23 protein-coding genes are annotated in these 26,643 nt (G+C 37.2%); 10 read left to right on the top strand and 13 right to left on the bottom strand.

Annotation, left to right across the window (positions count from 1 at the left end):
* Positions 1 to 11 precede the first annotated feature (11 nt).
* Entirely contained in the window at positions 12 to 911 is a 900-nt protein-coding gene (locus tag B5D82_RS03410; RefSeq protein WP_081149255.1) for a cation efflux transmembrane domain-containing protein, read from the bottom strand.
* 77 nt (positions 912 to 988) lie between these two features.
* On the opposite strand from B5D82_RS03410, the gene cadR reads away from it, so the two are divergent.
* Complete coding sequence (cadR, locus tag B5D82_RS03405; RefSeq protein ID WP_081149254.1) at positions 989 to 1,396, top strand: Cd(II)/Pb(II)-responsive transcriptional regulator; 408 nt, start codon at positions 989 to 991, stop codon at positions 1,394 to 1,396.
* Positions 1,397 to 1,410: 14 nt separating this feature from the next.
* Here the strand turns inward: cadR and B5D82_RS03400 are convergent, their stop codons facing one another.
* On the bottom strand, positions 1,411 to 3,351 hold the full coding sequence (locus tag B5D82_RS03400) for an FTR1 family protein (RefSeq protein ID WP_081149252.1): 1,941 nt from the start codon (positions 3,349 to 3,351) through the stop codon (positions 1,411 to 1,413).
* Positions 3,352 to 3,691: 340 nt separating this feature from the next.
* Here B5D82_RS03400 and B5D82_RS03395 point away from each other — a divergent pair, with 340 nt between their 5' ends.
* From B5D82_RS03395 to B5D82_RS03370, 6 genes are all read left to right on the top strand, one after another.
* Entirely contained in the window at positions 3,692 to 4,402 is a 711-nt protein-coding gene (locus B5D82_RS03395) for a transglutaminase-like domain-containing protein (protein WP_081149251.1), read from the top strand.
* A 170-nt stretch (positions 4,403 to 4,572) separates the two neighbouring features.
* Positions 4,573 to 4,920: a hypothetical protein gene (locus B5D82_RS03390; protein ID WP_024592057.1), complete on the top strand. Its 348-nt coding sequence runs from the start codon at positions 4,573 to 4,575 to the stop codon at positions 4,918 to 4,920.
* 103 nt (positions 4,921 to 5,023) lie between these two features.
* Positions 5,024 to 6,268, top strand: a complete 1,245-nt coding sequence (locus B5D82_RS03385; protein ID WP_024592058.1) for a TolC family protein — start codon at positions 5,024 to 5,026, stop codon at positions 6,266 to 6,268.
* 60 nt (positions 6,269 to 6,328) lie between these two features.
* Complete coding sequence (locus B5D82_RS03380; protein ID WP_081149249.1) at positions 6,329 to 7,645, top strand: efflux RND transporter periplasmic adaptor subunit; 1,317 nt, start codon at positions 6,329 to 6,331, stop codon at positions 7,643 to 7,645.
* A gap of 26 nt (positions 7,646 to 7,671) precedes the next feature.
* The gene (locus B5D82_RS03375) at positions 7,672 to 10,854 is read left to right on the top strand and encodes an efflux RND transporter permease subunit (RefSeq protein ID WP_081149248.1); all 3,183 of its coding nucleotides are present in this window, start codon (positions 7,672 to 7,674) and stop codon (positions 10,852 to 10,854) included.
* Between the two features lie 90 nt (positions 10,855 to 10,944).
* Complete coding sequence (locus tag B5D82_RS03370) at positions 10,945 to 11,865, top strand: cation diffusion facilitator family transporter (protein ID WP_081149246.1); 921 nt, start codon at positions 10,945 to 10,947, stop codon at positions 11,863 to 11,865.
* 163 nt (positions 11,866 to 12,028) lie between these two features.
* Here the strand turns inward: B5D82_RS03370 and B5D82_RS20120 are convergent, their stop codons facing one another.
* The 11 genes from B5D82_RS20120 to B5D82_RS03315 all read right to left on the bottom strand — a co-directional run bounded on the left by B5D82_RS20120 (position 12,029) and on the right by B5D82_RS03315 (position 23,876).
* A complete protein-coding gene (locus B5D82_RS20120; RefSeq protein WP_081149245.1) occupies positions 12,029 to 12,244 on the bottom strand; it encodes a GDCCVxC domain-containing (seleno)protein in 216 nt (71 codons plus the stop codon).
* Entirely contained in the window at positions 12,232 to 12,621 is a 390-nt protein-coding gene (gene merC, locus B5D82_RS03360) for an organomercurial transporter MerC (RefSeq protein ID WP_081149243.1), read from the bottom strand. Before merC ends, B5D82_RS20120 begins: the two co-directional genes overlap by 13 nt.
* 64 nt (positions 12,622 to 12,685) lie before the next feature.
* Positions 12,686 to 13,063, bottom strand: a complete 378-nt coding sequence (locus B5D82_RS03355; protein ID WP_081149242.1) for a MerR family transcriptional regulator — start codon at positions 13,061 to 13,063, stop codon at positions 12,686 to 12,688.
* A gap of 731 nt (positions 13,064 to 13,794) precedes the next feature.
* Positions 13,795 to 16,023: an AAA family ATPase gene (locus tag B5D82_RS03350; protein WP_081149240.1), complete on the bottom strand. Its 2,229-nt coding sequence runs from the start codon at positions 16,021 to 16,023 to the stop codon at positions 13,795 to 13,797.
* The gene (locus B5D82_RS03345; protein WP_081149239.1) at positions 16,023 to 16,451 is read right to left on the bottom strand and encodes a VPA1267 family protein; all 429 of its coding nucleotides are present in this window, start codon (positions 16,449 to 16,451) and stop codon (positions 16,023 to 16,025) included. The genes B5D82_RS03350 and B5D82_RS03345 overlap by 1 nt, the downstream gene beginning before the upstream one ends.
* Positions 16,452 to 16,586: 135 nt before the next feature.
* Positions 16,587 to 17,231 (bottom strand): hypothetical protein, encoded by a 645-nt coding sequence (locus B5D82_RS03340; RefSeq protein WP_081149237.1) that lies wholly within the window; start codon positions 17,229 to 17,231, stop codon positions 16,587 to 16,589.
* Positions 17,224 to 19,200 carry a hypothetical protein gene (locus B5D82_RS03335; protein ID WP_081149236.1) on the bottom strand — a complete coding sequence of 659 codons (1,977 nt, stop codon included), beginning with the start codon at positions 19,198 to 19,200 and terminating at the stop codon, positions 17,224 to 17,226. The genes B5D82_RS03340 and B5D82_RS03335 overlap by 8 nt, the downstream gene beginning before the upstream one ends.
* Before the next feature lie 11 nt (positions 19,201 to 19,211).
* Positions 19,212 to 21,689, bottom strand: coding sequence for a hypothetical protein (locus B5D82_RS03330; protein WP_081149234.1), 2,478 nt, complete (start codon positions 21,687 to 21,689; stop codon positions 19,212 to 19,214).
* A complete protein-coding gene (locus tag B5D82_RS03325) occupies positions 21,652 to 22,782 on the bottom strand; it encodes a tyrosine-type recombinase/integrase (RefSeq protein WP_081149233.1) in 1,131 nt (376 codons plus the stop codon). The genes B5D82_RS03330 and B5D82_RS03325 overlap by 38 nt, the downstream gene beginning before the upstream one ends.
* Positions 22,783 to 22,793: 11 nt before the next feature.
* On the bottom strand, positions 22,794 to 23,297 hold the full coding sequence (locus B5D82_RS03320) for an SDR family NAD(P)-dependent oxidoreductase (protein ID WP_081149231.1): 504 nt from the start codon (positions 23,295 to 23,297) through the stop codon (positions 22,794 to 22,796).
* Between the two features lie 120 nt (positions 23,298 to 23,417).
* Positions 23,418 to 23,876, bottom strand: coding sequence for an HvfA family oxazolone/thioamide-modified RiPP metallophore (locus B5D82_RS03315; protein ID WP_081149229.1), 459 nt, complete (start codon positions 23,874 to 23,876; stop codon positions 23,418 to 23,420).
* A gap of 163 nt (positions 23,877 to 24,039) precedes the next feature.
* Here B5D82_RS03315 and B5D82_RS03310 point away from each other — a divergent pair, with 163 nt between their 5' ends.
* The 3 genes from B5D82_RS03310 (at position 24,040) to B5D82_RS03300 (ending at position 26,496) form a co-directional block, all read left to right on the top strand.
* On the top strand, positions 24,040 to 24,993 hold the full coding sequence (locus B5D82_RS03310; RefSeq protein ID WP_081149228.1) for a tRNA-dihydrouridine synthase: 954 nt from the start codon (positions 24,040 to 24,042) through the stop codon (positions 24,991 to 24,993).
* A 156-nt stretch (positions 24,994 to 25,149) separates the two neighbouring features.
* Positions 25,150 to 26,127, top strand: coding sequence for a methylenetetrahydrofolate reductase (locus tag B5D82_RS03305; RefSeq protein WP_081149226.1), 978 nt, complete (start codon positions 25,150 to 25,152; stop codon positions 26,125 to 26,127).
* A 126-nt stretch (positions 26,128 to 26,253) separates the two neighbouring features.
* The gene (locus tag B5D82_RS03300) at positions 26,254 to 26,496 is read left to right on the top strand and encodes a hypothetical protein (protein WP_081149224.1); all 243 of its coding nucleotides are present in this window, start codon (positions 26,254 to 26,256) and stop codon (positions 26,494 to 26,496) included.
* Positions 26,497 to 26,643: the final 147 nt, after the last annotated feature.

Raw genomic sequence — 26,643 nt, 5'->3', positions numbered from 1 at the left:
GATAAGTCCCATCAATATTTAAGCTGTAAAATACGGCGAGCACCGTTTAATACTACAAGGGCAATTATTAATCCAATAACAAGATCTGGATAACGAGATCCTGTCAGTGTTACCAGTAGTCCAGCTAATATAACGCCAACATTTGCGATAACATCATTAGCTGAAAAAATCCAACTAGCCTTCATATGAGCGCCATTTTCTTTACTATCGGATATTAAAAACAAACAAGTAACATTGGCAATTAACGCAAGTGCACCAAAAATCATCATTAAATTTGATACGGGTTCACTTCCATATATAAATCGCCTTAATACTTCACTTAAAGCTCCTAACGCAAGGAGAACCTGTAACCATCCCGATATGTGGGCTGCTTTGAGTTTCATCTTAATACTTTTACCAACCGCATATATTGCTAATCCATATACGGCAGCATCTGCAAACATATCTAAAGAGTCAGCAATTAGCCCTGCGGATTGCGCAATCCAACCCGCGATGAATTCACAAAAAAACATGAACCCGTTAATGATCAGTAACCACTTAAGAATAATGGTTTCTTTCCCTTCATTTTCTTTAGCTGATGCTTTGGCTTGGGTTGCTTCAACACGGCAACTTTCTCTGGTTATTTCTAACGTAGCACCTAAATTCAATGATTGAAGCTTCGTAGTTATTTCATCCAAATTATCATCATGAAAAACTTTAACTAACCGATTAGGAATATCAAATTTTAATCCTACAGAAGGTTCAATACCGTCGAGCGCTAACCTGATCAGTCGCTCTTCAGAGGGACAATCCATCTGGGTCACTTTATAATCAGTGGTGAAACGCCCATCAAAAGCATCAGTATTTTTAAACTCTTTAATACTAGAATCAGTAACAACTGACTCACATTGGCCACTACATTTATTTGACATAAAAAACCTTGCTAAACACCTTTTTACAAAGTATAAAGCCTATAGTAACTATAGAGTCAACAAAGAAATTTAATATTATGAAAATTGGCGAACTAGCAAAATTAACAGATTGTTCAGTACAAACGATCCGTTATTATGAAAAAGAACAACTCTTGAAATCCCCAGAGCGAAGTGAAGGAAATTTTCGTTTATATAATAAATCCTCACTTAAGCAATTGATGTTTATTAAACAATGTAGAACGCTCGATTTAACCTTATCAGAAATTCGTCAACTGCTTGAGTTACAAAGCTCACCCTCGATTCAATGCAACTCAGTTAACAAGATGATCGATAGTCATATCCAGCAAGTTGAACAACGTATTAATGAACTAAACAGCCTTAAAGAACAGTTAAATGACTTAAGTAACACCTGCTCAAATGGTGGAACAATTGAGCAGTGTGGTATTTTACAAAAACTTACCTGTGACGTAGCAAAAAGCATTTAGATGCCATGCTGATCTTAAATCATTATTTGTTTTTTTCTAGATCTATACATATAGACGACAAATAAAACCAATATAGTTAACTGTGCCATTATGCCTTCCCAAGTAGACCCAACACCAATCCAATCAACCTTTACAGTAATTGGCAATGGAGAAATTCCAATAACGGCAGCCTCTTGTAATGCTGAAACTGCTTTTCCCATTAATATAAATGACAGTGCTAATAAGAGATATGTTGTTGTTGAAAAGAAACGAGCAATTGGCAATTTTACAGAATATTTAAACATTCCCCATGCAATAATCGATAACACAGCTATCCCGAATAAAAATCCACCGATAACAAATGAGTATTGAGTCGTTGAGGCTTGTGTTAACAGTGATTGATAGAATAAAACCGTTTCAAAAACCTCTCGGTAAACAGCGATAAATGAGAGCACGGCTAATCCCCAAAGTGTACCTGCTTCTAATTGTGTATTAATGTGCTTTTGAATGTATGCCTGCCAATGTTCAGCATTCGTTTTACTATGCATCCAGATCCCCACATAGAACAACATTAACGCTGCAAGCATTGCAGCAATACCTTCCATGACTTCTCGACTTGCACCACTGATATTGATCATTGACTGGGCTACCGCCCAAGTAGCAAAACCAGCTAGTAGCGCACTGAGCCAACCAAAATGGACATATTTTAAGGCATCATGACGTTTAGTTCGAATTAATACTGTTATCAAAGCCAGTACAACCAGCAAGGCTTCTAAACCTTCTCTTAGCAAAATAACTAAGCTTGCAGTAAAAAGAGCCTCATTTGATAAAGTGGTTTCTGTCAGAAGTTTTTCCGCGTCATTGAGTTGCCTCACAGTAATTTCCATAAGGCTTTCAAGTTGATTAACCTGTTGTGCGTTACTTAACACTTGACGAAGCTTAATCAAGTTTCCTTCGATGCTTTTACGTAAATTTTTGTCTCGTGCATCCAAACTATTTTCAATTAATTCAAAACCATCTAGATAAGCACTCACAGCAAGTGTTTTGGCCTTCTCATACTCTTCATTTTTATACGCAATGCTTGCGGCAGCTAATTGAGTTTTGGTTATAGCTAAAGGACCACTTTGATTGGTAAACAATAATTTTGGATCGGCTCTTAACCCTTCAATTTCATTTTTCGTTAATCCCTCAGTTTCTGTAGATAATTTTAATGGACTATAATTTATCCAGTTTTGTAATGAAATTGATTGTGATGGTTTGATGAATTCGCTTGATGATTGAAATGCTAAACTTCCGACATAAAATGCAAGGGACCATTTCTGCTGTTCTTTTAATTGTGTGAATGCAGGCATGGCCGTATCATCAAGCCCATTAGATATGGCGTCAAACAAGCCTAAAAGTGAACGGTTTTCAGCACGTTTTTTATCGGTAAAATCGGTAGGAGCAGGCTCTAATCCCGATGCTAAAATACCATTTCCTTGACCTGAAAGACCGTGGCAACTCGCACAGTTATTTTCAAATAAAGAAAACGTCGCGTCTTTAGACAGTAATCTTTTAGGGAGAGGTAACTCAGGCATCATAGCCAATAGTGAAATTCGTAGTTCAGAAGCAAATTGCCTGACAGTGTCTACTTTTTGTTTAGTTGAAATGGCGGTTTGTAAAGCCGATGCTTTCTCATTGAGAGAGTGCATAACATAATTATCACTTGACGTTTTATCAACTATCAATTGAGAGAATTCAAGCATTTCCTGGTATTCATCATCGTTAATAACTTGACCATTATCAACCGCTGATGCGTAATCGACCCCCACATATTCTGCCAACTGTGCTATCTGGCGTAGTTGAGCAACCTCATCAACCGTTGAAGCTACACTCAACTTCGAAAATAAAAGAATCGCCATCAACACTAAACATAATAATGATTGTATTCCTATATTTTTTTGACTTATTAATCGCACGTTCCAACAAAATTGCATACTATGGCCCTTAAATATTACAGCCCAAATGATAATTATTATCAATTGTAATACCTATAGTTGCTATAGAGTAAAGTATTAAAAAATATTTTTATAACTGGGTGTTATCAACAAAAATGTAGACAGCATTAGAAAAATCGATGACTAATGGTTTTAAAATGAACATTGAAAATATTTATCTAGCTAATTCTGTCAATTCATCCTTGACCCTATAGTTACTATAGAGATTATAGTGTTGATGTGTTGACCTATAAGCTGTTAATAACAAAATAAATAACGAGCATATATTAATGACTATTGCTCGTTTTAGCCAGCAACTGAATTAGTAAAGCAGAATCCTATGAAATCAAATATATATTTAAAGAAATCGAATATTCTAGATTACGATACCCCTCTAATTACAGACTTGATCAAAAATAGAGGCTGGAATTCTCTTGATGATTTTGAAAAAATAGGGGCTGCTTACAGTTTTGTTAAAGATGAAATAAAGTTTGGATATAACAATCGTGATGATATAAGTGCGAGCTTTGTTTTAGCTGAAGGGTATGGTCAATGCAATACTAAAGGAACTCTTTTAATGGCTTTATTAAGAGCATTGGATATTCCTTGTAGATTTCACGGATTTACTATTGAGAAAAGCTTACAAAAAGGTGCTATACCCAATTACATTATGTGGCTTGCTCCAGAATTCATTATTCATAGCTGGGTTGAAGTGTTTTTTGAAGATAATTGGATCAATCTAGAAGGCTTTATTATTGATGACTCGTATCTAAAATCTATTCAATCTAAGTTTAAAAATGTGAAAAATAATTTTTGCGGATATGGTATTGCAACAAAGTGTTTATTAGATCCACAAGTGGAATGGTCAGGCAAAGATACCTTTATTCAAAAAGAAGGTATACATGATGACTTTGGTATTTTTAACACCCCAGATGAATTCTATGAGAAATATGGCACTAATTTGTCTGGCATTAAAAATTGGCTATATAAAAATGTCATTCGACATCTAATCAATAAAAATGTAGAAAGCATTAGAAAACTAATTAAATAATCATTATAAAATGAAAAAAGGGTTATCTAGCTAATTCTGAAAATATTTCTTGACTCTATAGCTACTATAGATGTTATTGTTGTGCGGTTATTTTGAATATTCTTAAATTTAATTATTTTCTAAATACCTTCTCAATAAATTTGTGTTATGTATCCTTAAAGGTCTTTGCTGTGAAAAATGTGCTTTTGAATTTTACTTTAGTCATTTTGATTGTATTACAATCATTTGTAGCTATTGCAAATTCACAAGAAATTCATGAAATTGATATTCAGCATATCCAAATTGAACATTCACATGAATCTGATCGCTTTGTAGCTGACAAAGAATTACCAACAGACAATGAACATAATGCTAAAGATTGTCATCATTGTGGTCATTGCCATGGATCTCATATTCAGTGGCTCGTTCAAGCTCAAACCTTTACTGAGCGTCCAAATCAAATAGGACATCAGTATGGGTATTTATTTCAATATTCAAGCCCTCCTCACGATAACCCAATAATCCCCCCTATAAGTTAACTCTATTAGAATAGCTCAGTTTAGCTGAGCATCTTTATATTCGTGTCTACTACGATTTCACTGTCGTTAGTTAACACTATTTAAATAAATATGAGTTTAATTTATGAAAATATTTTTTCAAAAAAATATTGGCGCTGTGCTATGCGTCAGTATGTCTTTGGCTATTTTAATTAATATACAAAGCGTAAATGCACAAACAACATCGACATCTTGGTTATCGATGCAAATAAACAAACATCCCGATATTATTGCCGCCAAAGAAGAAATGAATGCTGTTTTTTCAAATGCTGAAGGAAACAAGCAACCACTTTATAATCCTGAATTAGAGACAGGTTATGAACGAGAAGGTGACGCTAATAATTATTCTATTGGTATTAATCAAACGATTGATTGGTGGGATAAGCGAGAAACGAAAGAGCAACAAGCTAACTTTAGTTTAACCCAAGCAAGCAAACACTTTGACTTTCTTGTTCAAGAAAAGACAGCGCAAGCTTTACAAGCGTTAATTACTTGGCAAGCAGCTAAAAAACAAGCGGTTATTGCCCAAGAGCAAGAAAAGCAGTTAGAAACCTTACTTGATATCGTTAAAGACCGTCAAAAAGCAGGAGATCTAGGGCAAGTAGATGCCGAACTTACTTTTTTAAGTTTATCCCAAATGTTGAATGTTACCGCAAAGGTACAAGTTCAATTAAAACAAGCCGAAGCCCAAACCAAAGAGCTATTGCGAGATTGGACGCCAGATAAAGAGGTTATACCTGCGCAAGGTTTAACTATCACTAATTATCAACTTTCACCTCAATGGCTTGAACAACATCCCTTAGTCTTAGCGGCAAAAGCACAGTGGCAAATAACTAGAAGTGATGCTCAACTAGCTTTGTTAGAAACTAAAGCTGACCCAACTATAGGTTTTAACGCAGGAAAAAATGATAGGGAAAACGTGTTAGGCGTAACTTTTTCAATGCCTTTGAATATCCGTAACAATTATTCAGCACAAGCAAGAGCTGCGAATCAACAAGCAATAGCTGCTGAAGCAAATTTTCGCTCCGTTATGCGCAAACAGAGATTTGCTATCCAATCAAGCACTGACACCTTAATCACTTATCAAAAAAACTATCAACGTTGGCAACAATTGATGGATGGAAGAGGAAAACGTAGTGGCGATTTACTGCAAAAGCAATGGCAAAGCGGTGATGTAAGTACTACCGAATATTTACTTGCATTACAACAACGTGCTGAAGGTCTTAATGCTGGTATTGAATTACAAAGTCAATTTCAATTAAGCCAAATAGACTGGCTATTACAGGTAGGCCAAATTAAGGCCGCGACTCTGCAATTATCTCAGCTTTGAATATTAAAGGCATTATCAAGAATCAAATAATAGTCAATGAACCAATTTTGGAAAAAATATATGAATAAGCAAATTAAATTAATAACGCTGGCCGCACTTTTTTGTGGGATAACAACCATAACTACTGCGACATTTGCAAATGTTCAATCATCTGAAAAAGCCGAAAAGCATGTTGAAGAAAAAGATGATGGACATGGACATGAAGCTAAAAATGAACACAAAGAAGAAAAAAACGACGGGCATGGGCATGAAGGTAAAAATGAGCACGAAGAAGAAAAAGACGATGGGCATGGACATGAAGGTAAAAATGAGCACGAAGAAGAAAAAGACGATGGGCATGGACATGAAGGTAAAAATGAACACGAAGAAGAAGGTGCGGGAGTTAAACTTTCAAAGGAACAATTAAATTTAGCTGAAATTAACATAACCGTACTAGAGCCTCAGGCGATGGCTTACAGTATTTATGCTCAAGGAGAGATAAAAGCGAATGACTATACCAGTTATTTAGTCTCGCCAAGAGTAGATTCGGTGATACTAAAACGCCATGTTGCTTTAGGTGATCATGTTGAAATCAATCAACCGTTAGTCACCCTATTTAGTGAGTCAATGGCTGAAGCACAAGCCAGCTATAGGCTCGCTGATTCAGAATGGAAAAGGGTTCAAAAACTTGGTCGAAAAGCGGTAGGTGATAAACGCTTTATAGAAGCTCAGACCGATTTTGAGGCTGACTTAGGACGATTATATGCGTTTGGCTTATCTGCTGACGCTATTACCTCTTTGGCTACCAACACTAAAAAACTTGGACAATACACCCTAAACGCAGAGACTTCTGGCGCGGTATTATCTGATAATTTCCGTCAAGGACAACGCATAGAATCCGGCGGTACTTTATTTGATCTGGCTGATGAGGATACGTTATGGGTTGAAGCACGTTTAGCTCCATCAATGGAATTGGACTTACCTGAAAATTCAAAGGCGCAAGTAAATGTAGGTAACAATACATACATAGCTACGGTCACTCAAAAAGCTCATACCATAGACCCAGTAACTCGCACACGCATTATACGTTTACAGGTTCAAAATGACGGTCATAAGCTTCATCCCGGTTTATTTGCTGATATCTATTTTGCCCTTGAAACAGACAAAAAAGTTCTGACTGTGCCTGAAGAAGCATTAATGCGTGGTAGTGATGGTGATTGGATGGTCTTTGTTGAAGAAAATGGTGAATTTAAAGGCGTCGAAATTGAATTGGGACGACAACTGGGAAAATTGCGTGAAATTCATGGTTTACCAGCAGGCTCTAAAATTGTCACAACTGGCGCTTTTTATGTTGCCGCGGAAATTGCCAAAGGCAGTTTTGACGCACATAACCATTAATTTATTGATAATTGGAGAACTAACACATGTTAAATCGTTTGATTGACTGGTCTGTCGCTAACCGATTATTGGTGATACTTGCCTTGATTGCGTTAACGGCTTCGGCCTTTTTTACTATTCCTCGTTTGAATTTGGATGCATTTCCAGATGTGACCAACGTGCAAGTAGCCATAAATACTGAAGCCCCAGGTTTGGCTTCAGAAGAAGTAGAACAACTCATTACCTTTCCTATCGAAGCGGTAATGTATGCCTTACCTGATGTTGAAGAAGTACGCTCTATTTCCAAAACAGGTTTGTCTGGTATTACGGTTGTCTTCAAGGAAGGCACTGATATTTATTTTGCTCGTCAATTGGTTTTTGAGCGATTGCAATCAGCAAAAGAATTAATACCTGAAGGTGTTGGAACACCTGAAATTGGTCCAAACACCTCTGGTTTGGGGCAGGTATATCAATATTTACTACTCGCTGATGAAGATTCTGGTTATGACAGTACGTCACTTCGAAGTCTAAATGATTGGGTGGTTAAATTATTATTAATGCCAGTAGACGGAGTAACGGATGTCTTAGCCTTTGGTGGAAATGTTAAACAATATCAAGTGAATATTAATCCTTCACGTTTACTGGCTTACCAATTGACCCAAGAAGATATTGCTAATGCATTGGATGATAATAATGACAATGCGGGTGGCTGGTATATGGATAGAGGCCAAGAGCAACTTATTATTAGAGGCGTTGGTTGGTTAAGTAGTGATGAAAAAGGTATTGAAGAACTAAAACAAATTCCTGTTAAAACAATTGAAGGTACTGTTGTTTATCTTGCTGATGTGGCAACTGTTGAGTTTGGAAGCGAAATTAGACAAGGCGCGGTCACGATGACAAAACGTGTCGGTGCTAACGGAAGCAAATTTCTAGGTGAAGTTGTATCGGGTATTGTTTTGAAACGTATGGGCGCAAATACCAAAGTTGCCATTGATGGCATAAAAGACAGAATACCGCTCATCCAACAAGCCCTACCAAAAGGAGTGACGTTTGAACCTATTTATGATCAAGCAGACCTCATTGAAAAAGCCGTCAGTACAGTTTCGCAGGCATTGATTTTGGCTTTTGTCTTTATTGTTATTGTGCTGGTGCTTTTCTTACTGAATATCCGCGCAGTTTTACTGGTACTTATTTCTATCCCGCTTTCTGTTGGTATGGCATTAATGATTATGGCTTACAATGGCTTGTCTGCGAATTTAATGTCACTGGGTGGTTTAGCGGTCGCTATAGGGATGATGGTAGATGGTGCGGTGGTGATGATGGAAAATATTTTCAAACATCTCAGTCAGCCAGACCGTCGTCATGAAGGAACGCATGACAGTGAGAACCCTTTTGATGTCGAAAAAGATATCGATGTAAGTTTGCGTATACAAATTGCCGCTAGAGAAGTCGCTAAGCCTGTATTTTTTGCAGTAACCATTATTATGGTGGTTTTTGCGCCTTTGTTTAGCTTAGAAGGCGTTGAAGGCAAACTATTTCAACCCATGGCGATTAGTATTATGATTGCTATGGTGGCGTCTTTAGCGGTATCACTCATTGTTGTACCTGCGTTAGCCAGTTACCTGTTTCAACGAGGTTTTAAAGCACGAACCAGCCCTTTCGTTAGTGTGCTAGAAAAGCTTTACCGCAGTAGTTTAACAAAAGCGATGAACGCCAAAAAAGTAGTTCTTATCGGGTCTGGAGCCTTGCTTGTTGGTATGTTATTTTTAGTGCCAAATTTAGGCACTGAATTTGTGCCAGAGCTTGAAGAAGGCACTATTAATTTACGGGTAACCATGGCCCCTTCAACCAGTTTAGCGACTGCCCTTTCAGTTTCACCTAAATTGGAAAAAATATTACTTGAATTTCCTGAAGTAATTTATGCTACCAGTCGTATTGGCCGAGCAGAAATTGGTGGCGATCCAGAGCCGGTCAGTAACATTGAAATCTATATTGGTCTCAAACCAGTTGTAGAGTGGACCAGTGCTAAAACACGCCATGAACTTCAAGGTTTGATGGAAGTAAAGCTTGAGCAATTTCCAGGTTTACTACTGAATTTTTCTCAACCGATAGCAACAAGAGTAGATGAATTACTTTCTGGTGTTAAAGCGCAGTTAGCCATAAAACTATTTGGTGCTGATCTCGATATCCTTGCTCAGCAAGGCCAGGCTATAGTTAATGCTATTCAAGGTGTTGATGGTGCAAGGGATGTCGCTATGGAGCCAATAGCAGGTGAATCTCAGTTAGTCGTTAGACCAAACCGTCGTCAATTATCTCGATACGGTTTATCGGTTGGTGATGTGATGAGATTAGTGCGTAATGGTATTGGTGGCCACGAAGTAGGACAAGTCATTAATGGAAATGAGCGTTATGACATTTACCTGCGAATAGCCAAAGAGTTTAGAAATCAGCAACAAACTATTGCTGATTTACGACTACAAGCCCCAACAGGTGCATGGGTACGGCTAGGTGATGTTGCCGATATTGCCATTGAATCTGGCCCTCCTCAGGTACGTCGAGATGATGTTCAGCGACGCGTCGTTATTCAAGCCAATGTACAAGGGCGAGACATGGGTAGTGTCGTAAAAGATATTCGAGAAGCAATTGAGAGTAAGGTTGATTTACCTCCCGGGTATTCCGTTGATATCGGTGGGCAATTTGAAAATCAACAAAGGGCACAACAAAGACTCTCTATCGTTGTACCACTTTCTATTGCCATGATAGCGCTCTTATTATATTTTGCTTTTGCCAGTGTTGGTCAAGCCATGCTCATCCTCGTTAATTTACCTTTAGCTATGATTGGTGGGGTTGTCGCCTTATATATTTCTGGTCAATACCTATCTGTACCTAGCTCGATTGGTTTTATTACCTTATTTGGTGTTGCTGTTCTTAATGGTGTGGTTATGGTTGAAGCGATTAATTTACGCATTCAAACAGGTACGGAAAGTATTTCCAAAGCCGTTTACGAAGGCGCTGTATCAAGGCTTCGCCCTGTACTGATGACAGCGATTACTTCCGCCCTTGGTTTGATTCCTATTATCATGTCAAGCGGTGTAGGCTCTGAGATACAACGACCATTAGCCACGGTAATTGTTGGTGGTTTGGTTACAGCAACGTTCCTTACTTTATTTGTCCTTCCCGTACTTTATGGTTGGTTTTCTAAAGGTCGAATTGAAGAAATGAGAAGGTAGTTCTGCTTGGTTAAAGTAAATGTAACTGTTTGCTTTAACGCTATATCCCGTAGGTATTCACTACGGGATATCAATTTATAGGAGAAAGTAATGTCCGACAATTTACATCAACACTCAACTAGCCATGGACACAATCATATTTCTAAAGATATGTCTTCAAGTCGTATTGGCTGGGCATTTATATTAAATGTTTGTTTTACTATTATCGAATTTATTGGCGGCTGGTTAACCAACAGCACCGCAATAATGGCGGATGCGGTTCACGATTTAGGAGATAGTATATCCATCGGTCTCGCATGGGGATTAAATAAACTCAGCAAGAAAAGCCATGATGAAATGTTTAGTTACGGCTACCATCGTTTCTCTTTATTAGGCGCACTTATTAATGGTGTTGTCTTAATCGCTGGATCAATTTGGGTATTAACTATTTCATTCCCTCGATTGTTATCGCCAGAGATGCCTGATGCTCAAGGCATGTTATGGTTAGCGATATTAGGGGTGACTGTTAATGGTTATGCTGCTTTCAAATTAAGTGACGGGAAAACATTAAACGAACGTGTACTTAATTGGCATTTATTGGAAGACGTTTTAGGTTGGGTAGCCGTATTCATTGTTGCTATCGTCCTAATGTTTATCGAACTCCCAATACTTGATCCGATACTTTCAATCGGATTTACCTTATTTATTCTTTTTAATGTATTAAAAAACCTCCGCACTGCAATACGTCTGTTTTTACAGGCAACACCAGAGCAAGCCATTCAAGAAAAAATAAAAATTGAATTATCAACATTGAAGTTTATTGAAGATATTCATCATTTCCATTTGTGGTCCCTTGATGGTGAAAGGCATGTACTTACTGCTCATTTAGTGTTGAATCATTATTTTGATAAACAAGAATATATTGAAATAAAGCATGAAATATCGACACGACTTAGCCCTTTTCATCTTGAACATACAACACTGGAATTTGAGTTCGTAGACGAAATATGTAGAGACTCAAAAAACAATTAGAAATACTTTCAAAGATGAAAAGACATTTTAACTAAACCTGTTACAGGCTCGTTGTTTTGAGAGAACATCTTCTCTTATTAGTGTGGAAGACTTTAGAGCTACTACAGTAGCATGCTACGGATTTATTTTATGTACGCTCAAATCTGACGGATGACTATGATGGTTAGCTATTACAGCAATCTTGTCCTTCTTGAATTGGTGGGCATTTAACAGTTCCATAAGAACAGAAAACGCAGCAATCACCTTTTAAAGGCTTTAATAATACTTTGCATGATTCACATTCATAGAACCACTGACAGGCATTGGTTGGCATTTTTTCTGTTTTACTATGACCACACTCAGGACAAGTTATTGTTGAGTTTAATTTTACACTTTGCATATTCGCTCCTTTATAGGTTTTACAATATCTAATACTGACATTACGACCATTAAACTTATGCCAAAGTAGAATAAATAGGTACTCCAACCATATTGCCAAAGAGGATATAGTGTTAGTAAAACAGCTATAGGACCAAGAATACTTAAAGCACCTCTTAAATAGTTTTTATTGCGATACCAATTATATATATTTACGAGTAACGCAAGGGTAGCGAAAATAGGTAGTAAAGTATTTACTGCAACGCCTTCAAAAGATGAAAGAAATCCCAAGCCAAGTGCTGATGCCAACGAGCCTAATGCAGGAAAACAGGCAGTACAACTAAGAGCTGCTATCCAAACCCCACCAGAGCCAACTTTATCGAGTAATTTGTTTATCATATAGAATCATTCCTAAGTAATTTATAATCACGATAAACTCCGTATATAGATACGGAGTCAACAATTACTTTAATGAGTCAATAATAGGGCAAGAGTATTGGTCTTGATTGGTTTTACATGAATTAGTCATTTTACTAATAACGCTCTCTAGACGCTGTAAATCAAATATTTTATTTCGAATTATATCTAATTTTTGCAAACCTAGACTTTCTACTTGGGCGCAGTTATTTTCCATAGACATTAATGAGGATATTTCTTTTAATGTAAAGCCAAGAGCTTTTGCTTTAGCGATAAACCTAAGCTTGTCTGCAATAGCACTACTATATAAACGATAACCATTTTCTGGCTTTATTGGTTGAGAAATAAGCCCTTTTTTTTCATAAAACCTTATGGTCTCAACATTTATATCTAACTCTTTGGCGAGCTTGCCAATTGTCTTCATACCTATAGTCACTTATAAATTTAAATGATTTTACAATCTGTGAAATGAAGTATATTAAACGATTGCTTATCGTTCAATTAAGTCATTATTGCTAATAACGGTGAGTGTCTGTTTTGAGCTAAAGCTGTGTGAAAACTCTCAGCTTACAATTTTTATGCAACGCTACGTAAATTCAAAGGTAGTTTGACACCAAACATACTACAGATTTAAATCTACAGAGCCTTTTTTCGTTGTTATTTCCGAATTACGCAAGTTCAAAATAGTTTTCACACAGTCTGAGCTTGAAGGAGACGCTAACTCGCGTGGGGGGCGAAAGCGCCTTAGATTTAATACTCTAAATTTATTTAAAGCTTACATGCATGATTCAATGTCCGCTTTGGGGATTTGAGATCTAATTCCGTGAAAAAATTTTCGGCACAATCTCAATTGTGAATGGATGTGAGTTTTTATATAAAAACGACAACTTTAGGGTCCCTGATCTGCCGTTTTAACTCAAAAGCTAACTTCCGCTTTTGGCTAAAAGCCGTCCTTTTGAGGTGTTTTTTTAACACCTAAATAAGGTCAGTAAGTGGCATTAGTGATTATTAAGAGTCAATTTCAAACATTATGCGTAGTCACAAATAATTATTGTGTATCCCATGAAACAAGCAACCAAAGAATGCAAACTTAATGTTAAGCTTTGTTTAGGTTACGGTTTTAGAGTGGTGTTTACAGGAGGTGGCCCCCTATCATTATTTACTTTTTAAAAGCTCTTTTAGATAGGTTTGCCGCTTACTGGCATTACTTTGATTTTTAATAGCGCTAAGCAGTTTATCTCTTGTTCCTACAATATGAATTTCAGATTCAGCTCTTGTAATGGCTGTATAGAGCCATGCTCTATCTAAGTTTCTACCAGCCGACAAAGCGATGATAACCTTTGGAAATTGCGAACCTTGTGCCTTGTGGAGCGTAATAGCATATCCTGCCTTTACAGACTGAAGTAATATTTGTGTCAATGGTACGAATTTGTCTTCTTCATTTTCGAAATCATCCATCTGCACTATACCAAGCTGTCCATCCGTTTGCTCAACGGAAATCAATTTACCCAACGAACCGTTCTGCACACCTGCGTCATAGTTATTTTGTGTAAACAAAACAGGATCATCTAGATAAAATCGATCAAAAAAGTGTTGCCCGTCAATCTCAAATGCTAGTTGTTTGCCGTCTGGGTTTAATACTTTTTGACATTCCTCATTAATTTTATCAACAAGGGCGTTAGTCGGAGCCACTATACGGCTGTCTGACGGTGCTTGTTTGTAAAGTTTTACGCATGCATCTACCACACCTTCAAATTCTGTTTCATGAAACGTTATGGAACCAGTTGTTAATTTACTGGGAACAATTCCTTGATTGATTAACTTTGAATATTCAGGAATGCCAGAGCTTGCGCCTTGGCGCTTCACAATATTTAATTCAGTGTTATTTATGATTCTTGATTGCACTATGTCAGCTAATATATTCCCTGCACCAATAGGAGGTAATTGATTAGGATCTCCAACAAATAATATTCTTACTTCGGGGTCTATATGTATGACCATTTTAAATATGGTCGGTAAATCAATCATAGAGCTTTCATCAATAACTAATAAAAATTTGTTATTACCAATATCATCAATGGGTTCTTCTTTTAAAAATTTGGCAATCGTTGAGCAGGGTCGTTGGATACTTTGTCGCATTCTCATTGCTGCCCGACCACTTAATGCTACAGCTTTGATATTATAGCCCATCTGTTCGTAAGCATTTAAAACAGTATTAAGGACTGTTGTTTTACCGGTACCCGCTCCACCAGTTATGCATGAGATAGCATAACTGACTGAAGTTATGACAGCTTCACGTTGTTGTTCTTCCAATTCAAAGGAATTTAATTGAAAAGCACTTGAACAAGCATCATTTTCTGATTCGTTGTATGTCTCACCTTTATTGTGTAATTTTAAGAAACGTTTTTCTACTACATTTTCCATAATGTAAGTGGGGGTAAATTGATATACTCCACTATCAGGGTAAATGATAAATGCTCGCCTATCATAAGCTCCCGCCAGTGCTTTACTTACCAACTCATTACAACGCAACATATCTTTTAATGGCTTAACTAATTGCTTGTTAATAGCTATCGTATGTCCATTAGACGTATGCTTCCTTAAGCATTGAGTAACAGCAGCAATCAATCGTCTAGGGTCACCGTCTTTAATTCCAAAATGTTTTTTGGCTATTCTATCGTTTTGATTAAAGGTCATTCCAAAAATGCTTAATGAATAAGGGTTTTCTGTAATCATAAGTGATGGATCAGGATCAAATTTAATCCCATCTTTTTCAATTAATGATCCGTCGGTGACTCCTTTGAATTTATAGATGCGTTTTTGAATTGGCACCGGTATTTCATATTCTGTGAAGAACTTTGAATACCTCAGATAGGAAAATTTTTCGTAGCCCGTAATTAAGCTTACTGCGGAAACATTACCTAAACCCTTTACAGTCAATAATTTTGATAAATTTTTATCCTCTAAAATTTGGTATATATCACCGCCAAACGTTTGCCATAGTTTTTCTGCTGTTGCTATCCCTATCCCTTCAAAATGAGGGGTATCTGCAATAAACGATTTAAACCCTACTGGATTATTGGAAAGAATTATCTCCGCAGTAACAACCACTACATGATGCTTTTTGATGAAGTAATTCCCGTCAAAACTTTGAGTTTCTTCATAACTAGCATCACCTATTATCGCCCATATTTCACCCTCACAAGGCTCTGGTGAAATAGTGTTAGGGGCTTTAATTGTGTAGTAATCTATTTTACTCAGAACCGTATGGTGTAACTTATGAACTGAAACCGCACTAAAGTTAATTGACGTGTCTCTTTTTTTATAATTATTAAACACCTTTGTAATGCGAACAACAAGATCAGCCTTATAGGACGTTTGCATTATCTTAACTCCTCCATATCCATAAAAACGTCACTTAATTCGCTAAAGCGTCCCAACTTCCCCTTTAGGGCTTTATTTTCTGCTTCAAGCTCTAGTATGCGCTGTTCTAGTTCGGGAACTCTGGACTGTTCCCTAGCGGCCTTCATTGATTCTTTTTGTATTGCTTTGGGTGTTCGTGATTCATCTTCACCTTTGGGTGTTAAAGGTGGCAGAATAAGCCGGTTTCTTAGATCATTTTCAAGCTCAGCAAGTTCCTTTGCTATCGTAGGATTTTGTCTGAGAGCAGATTTAGAGAAACCACATGCTTCTGCAATAACTTTTCGACTCAGTTTATTGTCATGAACCATCTGCACGTATTGCTGATCGGTCATATTTCCTTTCCAGTCATTCCATTTCTGGATGTTTTGATTTTTCCCAACAGAACTCATTGTTTTTTCTCTTTTAATTTTTCGATTAAAGTTTGGTCGACATATATTGTAAATTAGGTTCACACTAACATTGGCTGGACTTATGTCAAAAAACGTGAATAAGTCCATGAACAGGCTTACTAGGTTGATATAAGTTCACTTCTTAACTTTTAGAACAAGAGGCTTTTGATCTTTGAAAAGTTTCTCTTGTAGGGTTCTAACTTCTTCTTGTAGAGATTTGTTGGCATGCTTAATTTCAGCTATTTCTTTATGTAGTTCATTGATAGTTTTCTTTTGCTCAGCATTTACTCGAATTGAGTCTGCGTGTGAGACTAGCATGTCACTTTGAATTAGGTGTTCCATCTCAATTTGTGTTTTAGCTGTATGCTTACCTATGTATTCATCACGCTCAGCCCGAAGCATATCCTTGGTTTTTCTTGCTGTGGATACTCCCTTACCTTTTGCTTTAGCGTCAAGAAGTCGCTTTGCTAAGTCTTCATTTTTAAGTTTGATCCAACCGACAATGCCCTGGTGGTTCTTTAACGCAGAACGCGATTCAAGAAAGGGGGTGGCTTTAATGACCTGTGCGTTTGAAAGCGTGACCTCCCTAGTATGTTCGTAGTCCCTTCTTTTAATTTTATCCTTTGCCTTTTCATATAGGTCTACCACTACATCAAACATAATCATGGTCTTATCAGGGCTTTTGGCGTGAAGAACCCAATCAGGGTATTCTTTGATTTCAGCCTCTACTTCCTCAACCTTTGGTTGTTCTTTTTCAAATTGTTTAAAGAAATCACTCATCGCTCGCCACCAGTTCAGCCTCTAACTTTTCAATGTGTTGTACCATTTTCTTGGCTTCGGCCACAATAGGGAAAGAAGCAATGATTTCACAATCTGCGGTGTCTTGCCATCTCGCTTTATTTGTTAGCATATTGTGTTCGTGAGACTTATTATTAACGCAAAAATTAGTGCATATTTGACATTTACTTGAGGTCGCAGACCCCGCCATCACTATGTTGTCCTTAATACTGCATTGAGCTACCTTTATTTCGTCGTTTAGCACAATACAGGCTCCGTAGCTGTGGAACATCATGGTGTGTACGTTTTCGTTAATTTCCTCATGAAACTCTGCTAATTCCACTAGGGATAGCATTTTAATATCTCTATCACCTAAAAGTTTTTTAGCAAGCTTTCTTACTTTCTTGATTGATGGGCCAACCCACTTATCTTCCTGGTCGTTAATTAATATGCGCTTTACCACTTCACTTACAAAATCTCTTCTCACTTGTGCTGATTCCACTTCGTTTAGTTTGTTTAGAGAATAGGCTTGTGTATGAGGGTTGTTGTGACGCATTTCCTGCCTGATTGTAGCTTCAAGATTACCATCGAACTTACGCAAGCCGAATGCCATTTTCAGGTGACGTAAGTTATGAGGAATAATATCAGGGTAAGTCTCAGCAACAGATTTATGAGAGCGCGCTATAAACTTATGGTAATATGATTTTAGTCTTTTCCGTAAAGTGACTTTACTAAAGGCTCTCTTAATATTGCCAGGTATGTTTTTTTTTGTCCAATTACCTTTATATGTCGGAACAAAAAGCTTTAACCCTAGTGCTTCTTTATCAACCCATGATAGAGTGTTGATTAATTTAATTACTTCAACTCCAAGGGGTGATAAACCTCTTTTAGCAACAATGCCTCCGCCTGTCTTAATGATTTTAGATTTAAGTATTGCATCTACATCCCATTCTCCATTGACATCTAGATATTCAATAGCTTCCATCCAGTCAGATCCGACGCTATGACACTCACTAATACGCATCAATGTAACTGATAGCAGTATAGCTATGCATGCTCCGTGTATTTCTTCTACGCAATCATTTATTTGGCTAAATGACTTAAACGGAAAATCAGTGAGTTCAGGGTTAATAGCATGTATTTTTTTTACAAATTCCAGTCGTTTTTGGTGGGATTTATTATGAGCACTTTTAGGGTTAAACTTTATGAAACCAGAAATATTATCTTTGAATATTGATTTTTTGTGGGCTGTTCCGTTTATGATTGCTAAGGATATTTCTTTATCTTTGAAGGATGTGAAATAGCATTGCAGTAATTGACATTTTTCACTGCGTATCAGTTTAATAGCATCAGCTAGCATCAGTGTAGCGACCGGCATTGGTACCATGCCAAAACTTTCTCCTCTTTCCCACTGCGAGTATGTCAAGTCAAAGTTTTCAAGTATAGGTGTCATTACCCTCACTAAGATAACGTTGGGAATAGAGAGTTCAATTCCGTCCTGTTTGTGACGCATCGAATAGCTTGTTTTAAGTGCCTCCAGTAATAACCTCACTGTTCCATTGGACATTAATACTCCATCATCAATCGCCGTATCCTTAATACAAGAAGTTACATCTTTCATTGTCCAATTATTTAATAGTTTCTTGGGTCCTTCCTTCTTATTAAGTTGAGTAAGCAGTTTTTCAATTCCATTTTTATGCTTCCTCATTGTGCTGTGCGCATAGCTCAATGTGTTATACCCATCCTGATAAGGAAAGTCATGAAGTATCATTTTTTGAACCCAAATTAAATTTCGCTCATCAATACTGCTAAAGTGTAAGTTCATTAACTCGTCAGTTGACCTATCTTTTATTATCCATATTGGTTGGCCTAGCTGGTTTATTGCCCCAGTAGACTTTACTCTAGGAGTTGTTGATTGTGGCTCAACCAAGCCTTCAACAATGCCATTGTGTATATCTTCTTTTACTGCCATGTTAAAAGCCCCTAAAACAATGGTGGGTAAGGTATAGTATGCGTCTTAGCAAGTTCTTTGGCTTGCTCTTGCATTTCAATAGGGAAGCGTTCAAATAGCATTGACCATTGAGCGTGCTTAAATATATGTTCCCCTACCTGTTGTTTATCATGGTTCTCTTTGATTTGTTCAAGCTCAGACTCCATGTGATTAATGTAGCAGAGCATCATCCAAGCAGACTTCACATCCTTAATGATTATTATGCCGCCCTCGGGGTTTGATTTATCCATTATTCCGCCAAAAATAGTCACGCCATATTTTTTTGGGGTTGCTGCACATTCATTAATAAACCCAATCACATCGTCATTAGACATTCCTTTTGGGGCATGAAATTGTTTATCAACTTCATCGACGCTCAACAGGTGGTATGTGTCTACGATACTTACAGCTTCCTCATACATCTTGTTAGAGATTTGTATATTGGCTTTTATACCATTTTGGATGCGTTCTTTGGCTACACCGTTCTCTCTGTATGCATCGACCTGCTGTTCGCTGTGAGCGGTGCGTTTTGCGTTTTCTTTGTCAGTTATATCTTCGCTTTCTTCAAAGATGATTCTGCTTTGGCGTATAGCATCTGAACTCAAAGAGATCTCTTTTGGGGTATTACGATTATTCAAATGGCGTGTGTGACGAATTTTCAAAAAATTTGCGTGATTTATGATGAATTGAGTAAATAGCCATTGAAATGCCCCTTCACCATTGACTTCACTGTGAAACTTTAGTTCTTTCTCCGATTTTTTAAAAGCACTTTTAAATAAGCTATCCTTTGCAACTAAGAAGCTAAGATTTATAAGAGAGCCCCCAGTTAATCTTTCCCTACGCCCATAATAAAGCCATGCTTCTTGCTGCTTAGTTATATAAGGCTGTGCTTGCTTCATATCTTTATGCCAGTTTATGTATGTAGTAAAAAGGGGGTCTCCTTTTTTATATTCAATCGTTTTAAAATCTTGACCAGTTCTTCGTTTGGCTTTATCTTTCGAACGGCCCTTGTGATGAACGAATTTAATGGAATCTACCTGAATATCATCAGTGATAGCTTGTAATGTATTCCCTCGATTAAATTGCTTTAAATCATCTAATTTTAACCTGTATTTATTTGACGATTGAATGCTCTCAGAGGAAAGCAACCAAGACATGACAAGGTTTTCTGATTTTGTTGGTATAATCATTGATGCTAAGCTAAAGTTCGGTATCGGAGATGCTCTTAATTTTTTTCCGCAATAAAGCCTAATTGGAACCTTTATGCTTTCATGTTTATTTTTGGAAGGTGAAACTGTTGAATTGTATGATATTTGCTCTTCCAATCTTTTAATGATACTTGCACTAGAGCTCTCTTCTTCTGGTAAGCTTTTTACTAAGCGTATAAAATTCTGTGTCGAATGTCCTTCTGACTCAGCCCACATCAGTCTATTTTCAAGGTTTGAAGATATCTCGCCTCCAGACATTTTTTTAGCCTCAACTTTTGAAGGTAATAGAGCCTCGTAAACTTTAGCATACATAGCGCTCGCTTCGAGATAATCAGTTATAGGTGTTTTCGTCGCTCTCCCATACATTGAACTTAATGGGGCGCATTCTATAGACCAAGTACCATCTTCTATCCTGTCTTTTAAAACCTCATAAATAGTTCGCTCTTCATCCCACATTATTTTACGTAAGAAAAGTCGTTTTTGGCGCATGGTATTGAGGTACCACATAGCAAACCAGCGCAAGTTAGTTATAAGTTTAGAATCAGAATAAGGACACTTAATTTCTTCACCTGTTTCATAATTAATAGTAAAGAGTTGCGATAGTGCTGGCTTAGGCGTGACATCATCCTTTTTTATTTCAGGGTTATTTTGATCTGACACATAAGGGAGTAGCTTATTACCATTAGCAAAGTTGGGTTCTGCAGTTGTGATATTAAGTTGAGTTGCCCAAGTTACCACTATTAGAAGTTTATTCTGGTAGCCGTGAAGCGAATTACTTCCAGTGCCAGTATTCTCAGATAGATACAATAGAAATTGGTGTATTACATTGTGAGGTAAATCCCCCTCTGGCAAGGTTAATAATCTGGCCCAGGTTTCATTGTTATCTAAGCCTTCGTCATGGGTTGTTAGGTATAAAAAGAAACGATTAAGCAGGTCAATATAACCACTTTTTGTAGACTCGCTACGCCCGATAAACACGTCATAGTATAAGTACGCAATGATTGCTTGGCAAAAAAGTGAGTTTTTAAATGGTTCTGGGATTTCAAGCGTTTTATCGGTTAATTTACCTTCTTCAGTTTCTAGCAAATCAAGTTTAAAATGCACTTTGTCTTTGAGTTGTTCTAGATGAATGGTTTGCTCTGCGACATATTTAGAGAGATAACCAAGCCCCTCTTTTTCCATTGTAATCTCATCCCCTGTGGTTATTTCATTATCCATTTTGAGCCTATTTCTTTCTTTTTTTATTTTTATCGCGATTTTCATGGCGAACCATTCTCATCTCTTCCGCTTTGTCGTAGTCGCCTTCCACAAGACAAGCTACTTCAATGTAGAGTTGAGTCGTACTGGAGTTAGCATGGCCAAGCCTGTCTTGGATAAGGCGCGAATTTATTCCATTTTTACGACAGAAAATGGCCATATTGGTAGCATATGAGTGTCGTAACTTTTGAAAACTTTTGTTATTTAGTTCATGGTGATTCAAATTATTTTTTGCATTCCGAAAAGTCGTCGTTCCATGTCTTGGGGAAAGCTTTCTTCCACTTCGGTGGCAAAACAAGTGCTCACTTTTTTTGTATATAGCTTTGTGTTTCTCTATAAAGTCGAAAACTTTAACCGCTAACTTAGGTTTTATGATTACATTTCTTGCCTTCCCCCCCTTCGACCCTTTCCCAATAATATTTCTCAAATCAATTTCATCACCAAATTTGTAGGTTAATCGGGCTTTTTTAAACCTTTCAATAGAAAAGTTATTCTTTCGCACTAGCTCCTCCGCCCTTACTCCTAACTCATACCCGACTCTTAGTGCTATTTCATCTCTCTCTTTTTCAAAGTCCCCATCGACTTTCAAATGCTTTATTAGTTCTTCAAACAAACCAGTAGGAATGTAGCATTGGTGGATTCTATCCGCATCATCAAGCTTCCCAAGTGTCCCTGAGATTTCTTTGTAATTAAATGATAGGCTCCTGTCTTCTCTAAATCCAAATTGAGCGGCTTTTTCAACCAGATCGATTAATACTGTTTCAACAGAATTCATGCGCGATATTGATGTAGGATTCCCGTCTTTCTCTTGAAAAGGTAGTTCTTTCATGTATAAGGCTTGCATAAAGCCTTGCGTCTCTTTTGTGGTTATAGTTTGAATAGTAGCTTGATACATCCTCATTGTTCCAAAGAACATTGCTATAATACTCGCATACTGCTCAATAGTGCTTAGCTCCCAGCTTCTTTTTCTGTCTGCTTCACACATTTTGGCAAACAAAATAGTGGGGGTTATATCTATTTCCCCATTTTTTTGGAAAAACGCCCAATAGGTTGAATCGATGCCGTGCTTTTTAATTACAAACTCTTTTTTAGTCAACACTTAACTTACCACTATGTAGCTTTGTAGATACAATAACACAAAGAAAAATATCTACAAATAATTCGTTCAATACACAGTGACGAAAAGTAACCATAACGCCCGCCTGAACCATTATCGCTAATAGAGCCCATTCTGGAAGTGATAAGCGCTATTTTTGCCCCTTCGTTCAGTTGTTTTTGCAGGCTAGCAACAACTCTCAGTGGTGCTACCGCATTAACTTCAAACTGTTCACGTATGGTATCTAAGTTAAGTTCGGCTAGGCTTTCATCACGTAAAATACCGGCGTTACACACCAGTACATCAATATGCACAGAGCTTAATGCTGATACCATAGTAGCAATACCAAGGTCACTTGCTACATCGATATCTTCAATAATATTAACTGCAAGGGCTTCTAGCTCAGTAGACGATTTTCGACACAGCGCATATACATTATCTCCTTGCGCTTTAAAATGCATGCACATGGCTAAACCTATGCCACGATTTGCGCCAGTAATAACAATATTATTGCTCATTTATTTTTCCTTAACTTTTAAAATGTAAATAATTATTCAGCATTAAAACTAAAAAACCACTTCAAGTGAAGTGGTTTTTATATGCTATCAATCGATAAGCTTTTTTACTAAGCGTTAGGCTTATTCGCCACACTTACCTTCTTTAGCTTTTGCGGCTTTACCTTCACCACATTTACCTTCACCACATTTGCCTTTGGCTTTATCTTTCATTTTGCCTTCACCACATTTACCTTTGGCTTCGTGCTTCATTTTACCTTCACCACATTTGCCTTCGCCGCATTTACCTTTGGCTGCATCTTTCATTTTTCCTTCGCCGCACTTGCCTTCACCGCACTTGCCTTTGGCTTTGTCTTTCATTCTATCTTCGCCACATTTACCTTTGGCTTTGTCTTTCATTTTTCCTTCGCCACATTTGCCTTCGCCACACTTACCTTTCTCGTGTTCATCAGCAGACACTATGGTCATTACATCTTGAACAGCAAATGGATTAGTTTCTGCTTTTACTGGCATTGATGCCGCAACTGCTAATGCAAACAAGCCTAATAAAGCCGCAATTGAAGATTTTTTAATTAATTTCATACTGTTTTCCTTTTGTTTTATCAATTTGACACTACATCTATACGTATAGCTATTTACAAAGACCATATACAATGAAAATAAATTTCAAGCGCTGTAAATTTTTTTCAATTAATTTTAATAACCTTTTTGTTTTTACAACACCATTGAGCCTAGCTTTATCTCCATGAAACCACAAGTAAAAAAAATAATCTTAGCCCCTATGGAAGGCGTGGCTGATGAGTTAATGAGGCATTTATTAACATCTTTAAACAATTATGATTTTTGTGTAACGGAATTTGTTCGCGTTGTTGACTCCTTATTGCCGAAGCATGTTTTTAGAAAAATTTGTCCCGAATTAGACTATGGCTGTATGACTCAAAGCGGCACCCCTTTAAGAATGCAACTACTGGGCCAAGAACCTGACTGGATGGCTGAAAATGCAGTCAGAGCACTCGCTATGGGCTCACACGGTATTGACGTTAATTTTGGCTGTCCTGCTAAGGCGGTGAACAAAAGCAAAGGCGGTGCTGTATTACTAAATGAGCCAGAAAAAATACATCAAATTATGGCTAAAATGAGGAGTGCTATTGGCGTAGACGCTACCTTGTCTGCAAAAATAAGACTCGGATTTACTGATGCCTCAAAATTAGATGAAATTGTTAGCGCTGTGCAATCAGCCCATGTTAATCAATTAACAATTCATGCCAGAACAAAACAAGATGGCTATCGCCCTCCGGCTTATTGGCACTTTATTGCCGAAGTTAGAAAAAAATATGATATTGAAATTTTTGCTAACGGTGAAATTTGGAATAAAAATGACGCCGAAAACTGTATAAGTCAAAGCCAAACGCCTAATTTAATGCTTGGCCGTGGTGCACTAGCTTTGCCAAATTTGGCTAATGTGATTAAGTTTGATGAAACACCCATGCCTTGGTCTGAACTTATCGGCATATTAAAACGCTACAGTGAATTAGAGTTACAAGGTGATAAAAGCTTCTATTTTTCAAGTCGTTTAAAACAATGGCTGCGCTATTTGAGACTACAATATCCGCAAGCAGAAAGCTTATTTAATGCTATAAAACTGTTAAAAAATAAAGATGAAATACTTCATCAAATAGATATTGTGGCATCGACATAACGATTTAACGCTATAAACCGCTCCTGATATCCTTATTAATATTCTCTCCAATTTTGAGAAAATTATTATTAGGCTAACGCTGATTTTTACCATGCAACAAGGTAAGATAATTGTTATTAAAGACAATTAATTTACCTTAAATAAGAAGTAACGATAGTGAAGAATGGTTCAGAACTAAGAGCACGATATAATGACGTCAATCGTGGCGTTTACTTTATCGGCACAACACCGCCTAAAAGTGATACTCCAACCGAGCAAGTATCGACAATTGCAGACAAGTTACTTGAACGAGTTAGCGATATCGACTTTGACGGTTTAATTGTTTATGACATTCAGAATGAAGATTCACGAACTTCAAAGCCGCGCCCTTTTCCGTTTAAGTCGACTCATGACCCTCGACTTTATTCCTCACTTTTACAGCAAAAGTCAAACCGCCCCGTGATCACTTACAAAAGCGTTGTGCAATCAAATAGTGATGACTTTAATCAATGGGCTAACGAAGCTTGGCATGACTATGGTATTCGCGACATTGTACTTGTCGGCAGTCCTTCCCAGCAAAATAATATTAGTCTGCCTTTGGGCGAGGCCTATAAAACTTTAGTCGCCAATGAAAACAATTTTTTTATTGGCGGTATTACTATCGCTGAGCGCCATGCGAATAAAGGTAATGAGCATGCTAAATTAATTGAAAAACATCAACAAGGCTGTAACTTTTTTATCTCGCAAGCTATTTATAATGCTCAAGCAACCATTGATGTGTTAACCCGCTATGCTATTGAGTGTCAGCAACAAGGTATTAAACCACAACGAATCATTTTAACCTTCTCGCCTTGTGGTAGTAAGAAAACGTTAGAGTTTATTGAATGGCTTGGTGTTAGTGTTCCTGAAGCAACAAGTTTACGCATTTTAAATGCTGAAAAACCATTATACGAATCAATTAGAATTTGCAGCAATACCTTAGTACAAATACTCGATGCTGTATTACCCTACAAATTACCTCTAGGGCTTAATATTGAGAGTTTAACCAACCGTAAAGAAGAAATTGACGGTTCAATACTGCTTTACAAACTGTTGCGTTCAACGATGGATAATTATTTAGCTAAGCAAGAGCTCAACGGACTTTTTACTAACTAGTAAACAATTCCTATATTATATAGGCAGTAATTTCAAAGCAGGTAATTAAGCAATTTTAGGTGTTTTTCTCTTAGATACGCTATGCTTAACTAGATTTTATTTATCAGTTTAAAAGGGGTTTTAGGTATGTCAGGTACAGCGATGGTTGTGGCAATTGTGTTTATCTCTGTTGGCTTTGGTGTGCTATTTGACATGTACAAAAAGCATTTAGAGTTTAAAGAAAAAACCTTAAACCACAATAGCCAGAGTAATGAACAAGCTGTAGCTATGAATAAACAAGTTCAAGCACTTGAAGAGCGTATGCAAGTGTTAGAAAAAATTGTCACTGATGAAGGTTATGACATAAGAAAAGAGATCAACAAGCTGTGAGAAAAATATAGCTATAAAAAACATAGCTATAAAAAAAATAGCTATGAGCTGTCAGTAATGAGCTGTCAGTAATGAGCTGTCAGTAATGAGCTGTCAGTAAAATAAAGACAAGTCTAACTGCAAGCTACAACTAATTGCTTTCTTTTA

The organism is Cognaticolwellia beringensis (assembly GCF_002076895.1).
Classification (GTDB): domain Bacteria; phylum Pseudomonadota; class Gammaproteobacteria; order Enterobacterales; family Alteromonadaceae; genus Cognaticolwellia; species Cognaticolwellia beringensis.
This window is presented reverse-complemented; position numbering and strand designations above follow the sequence as displayed.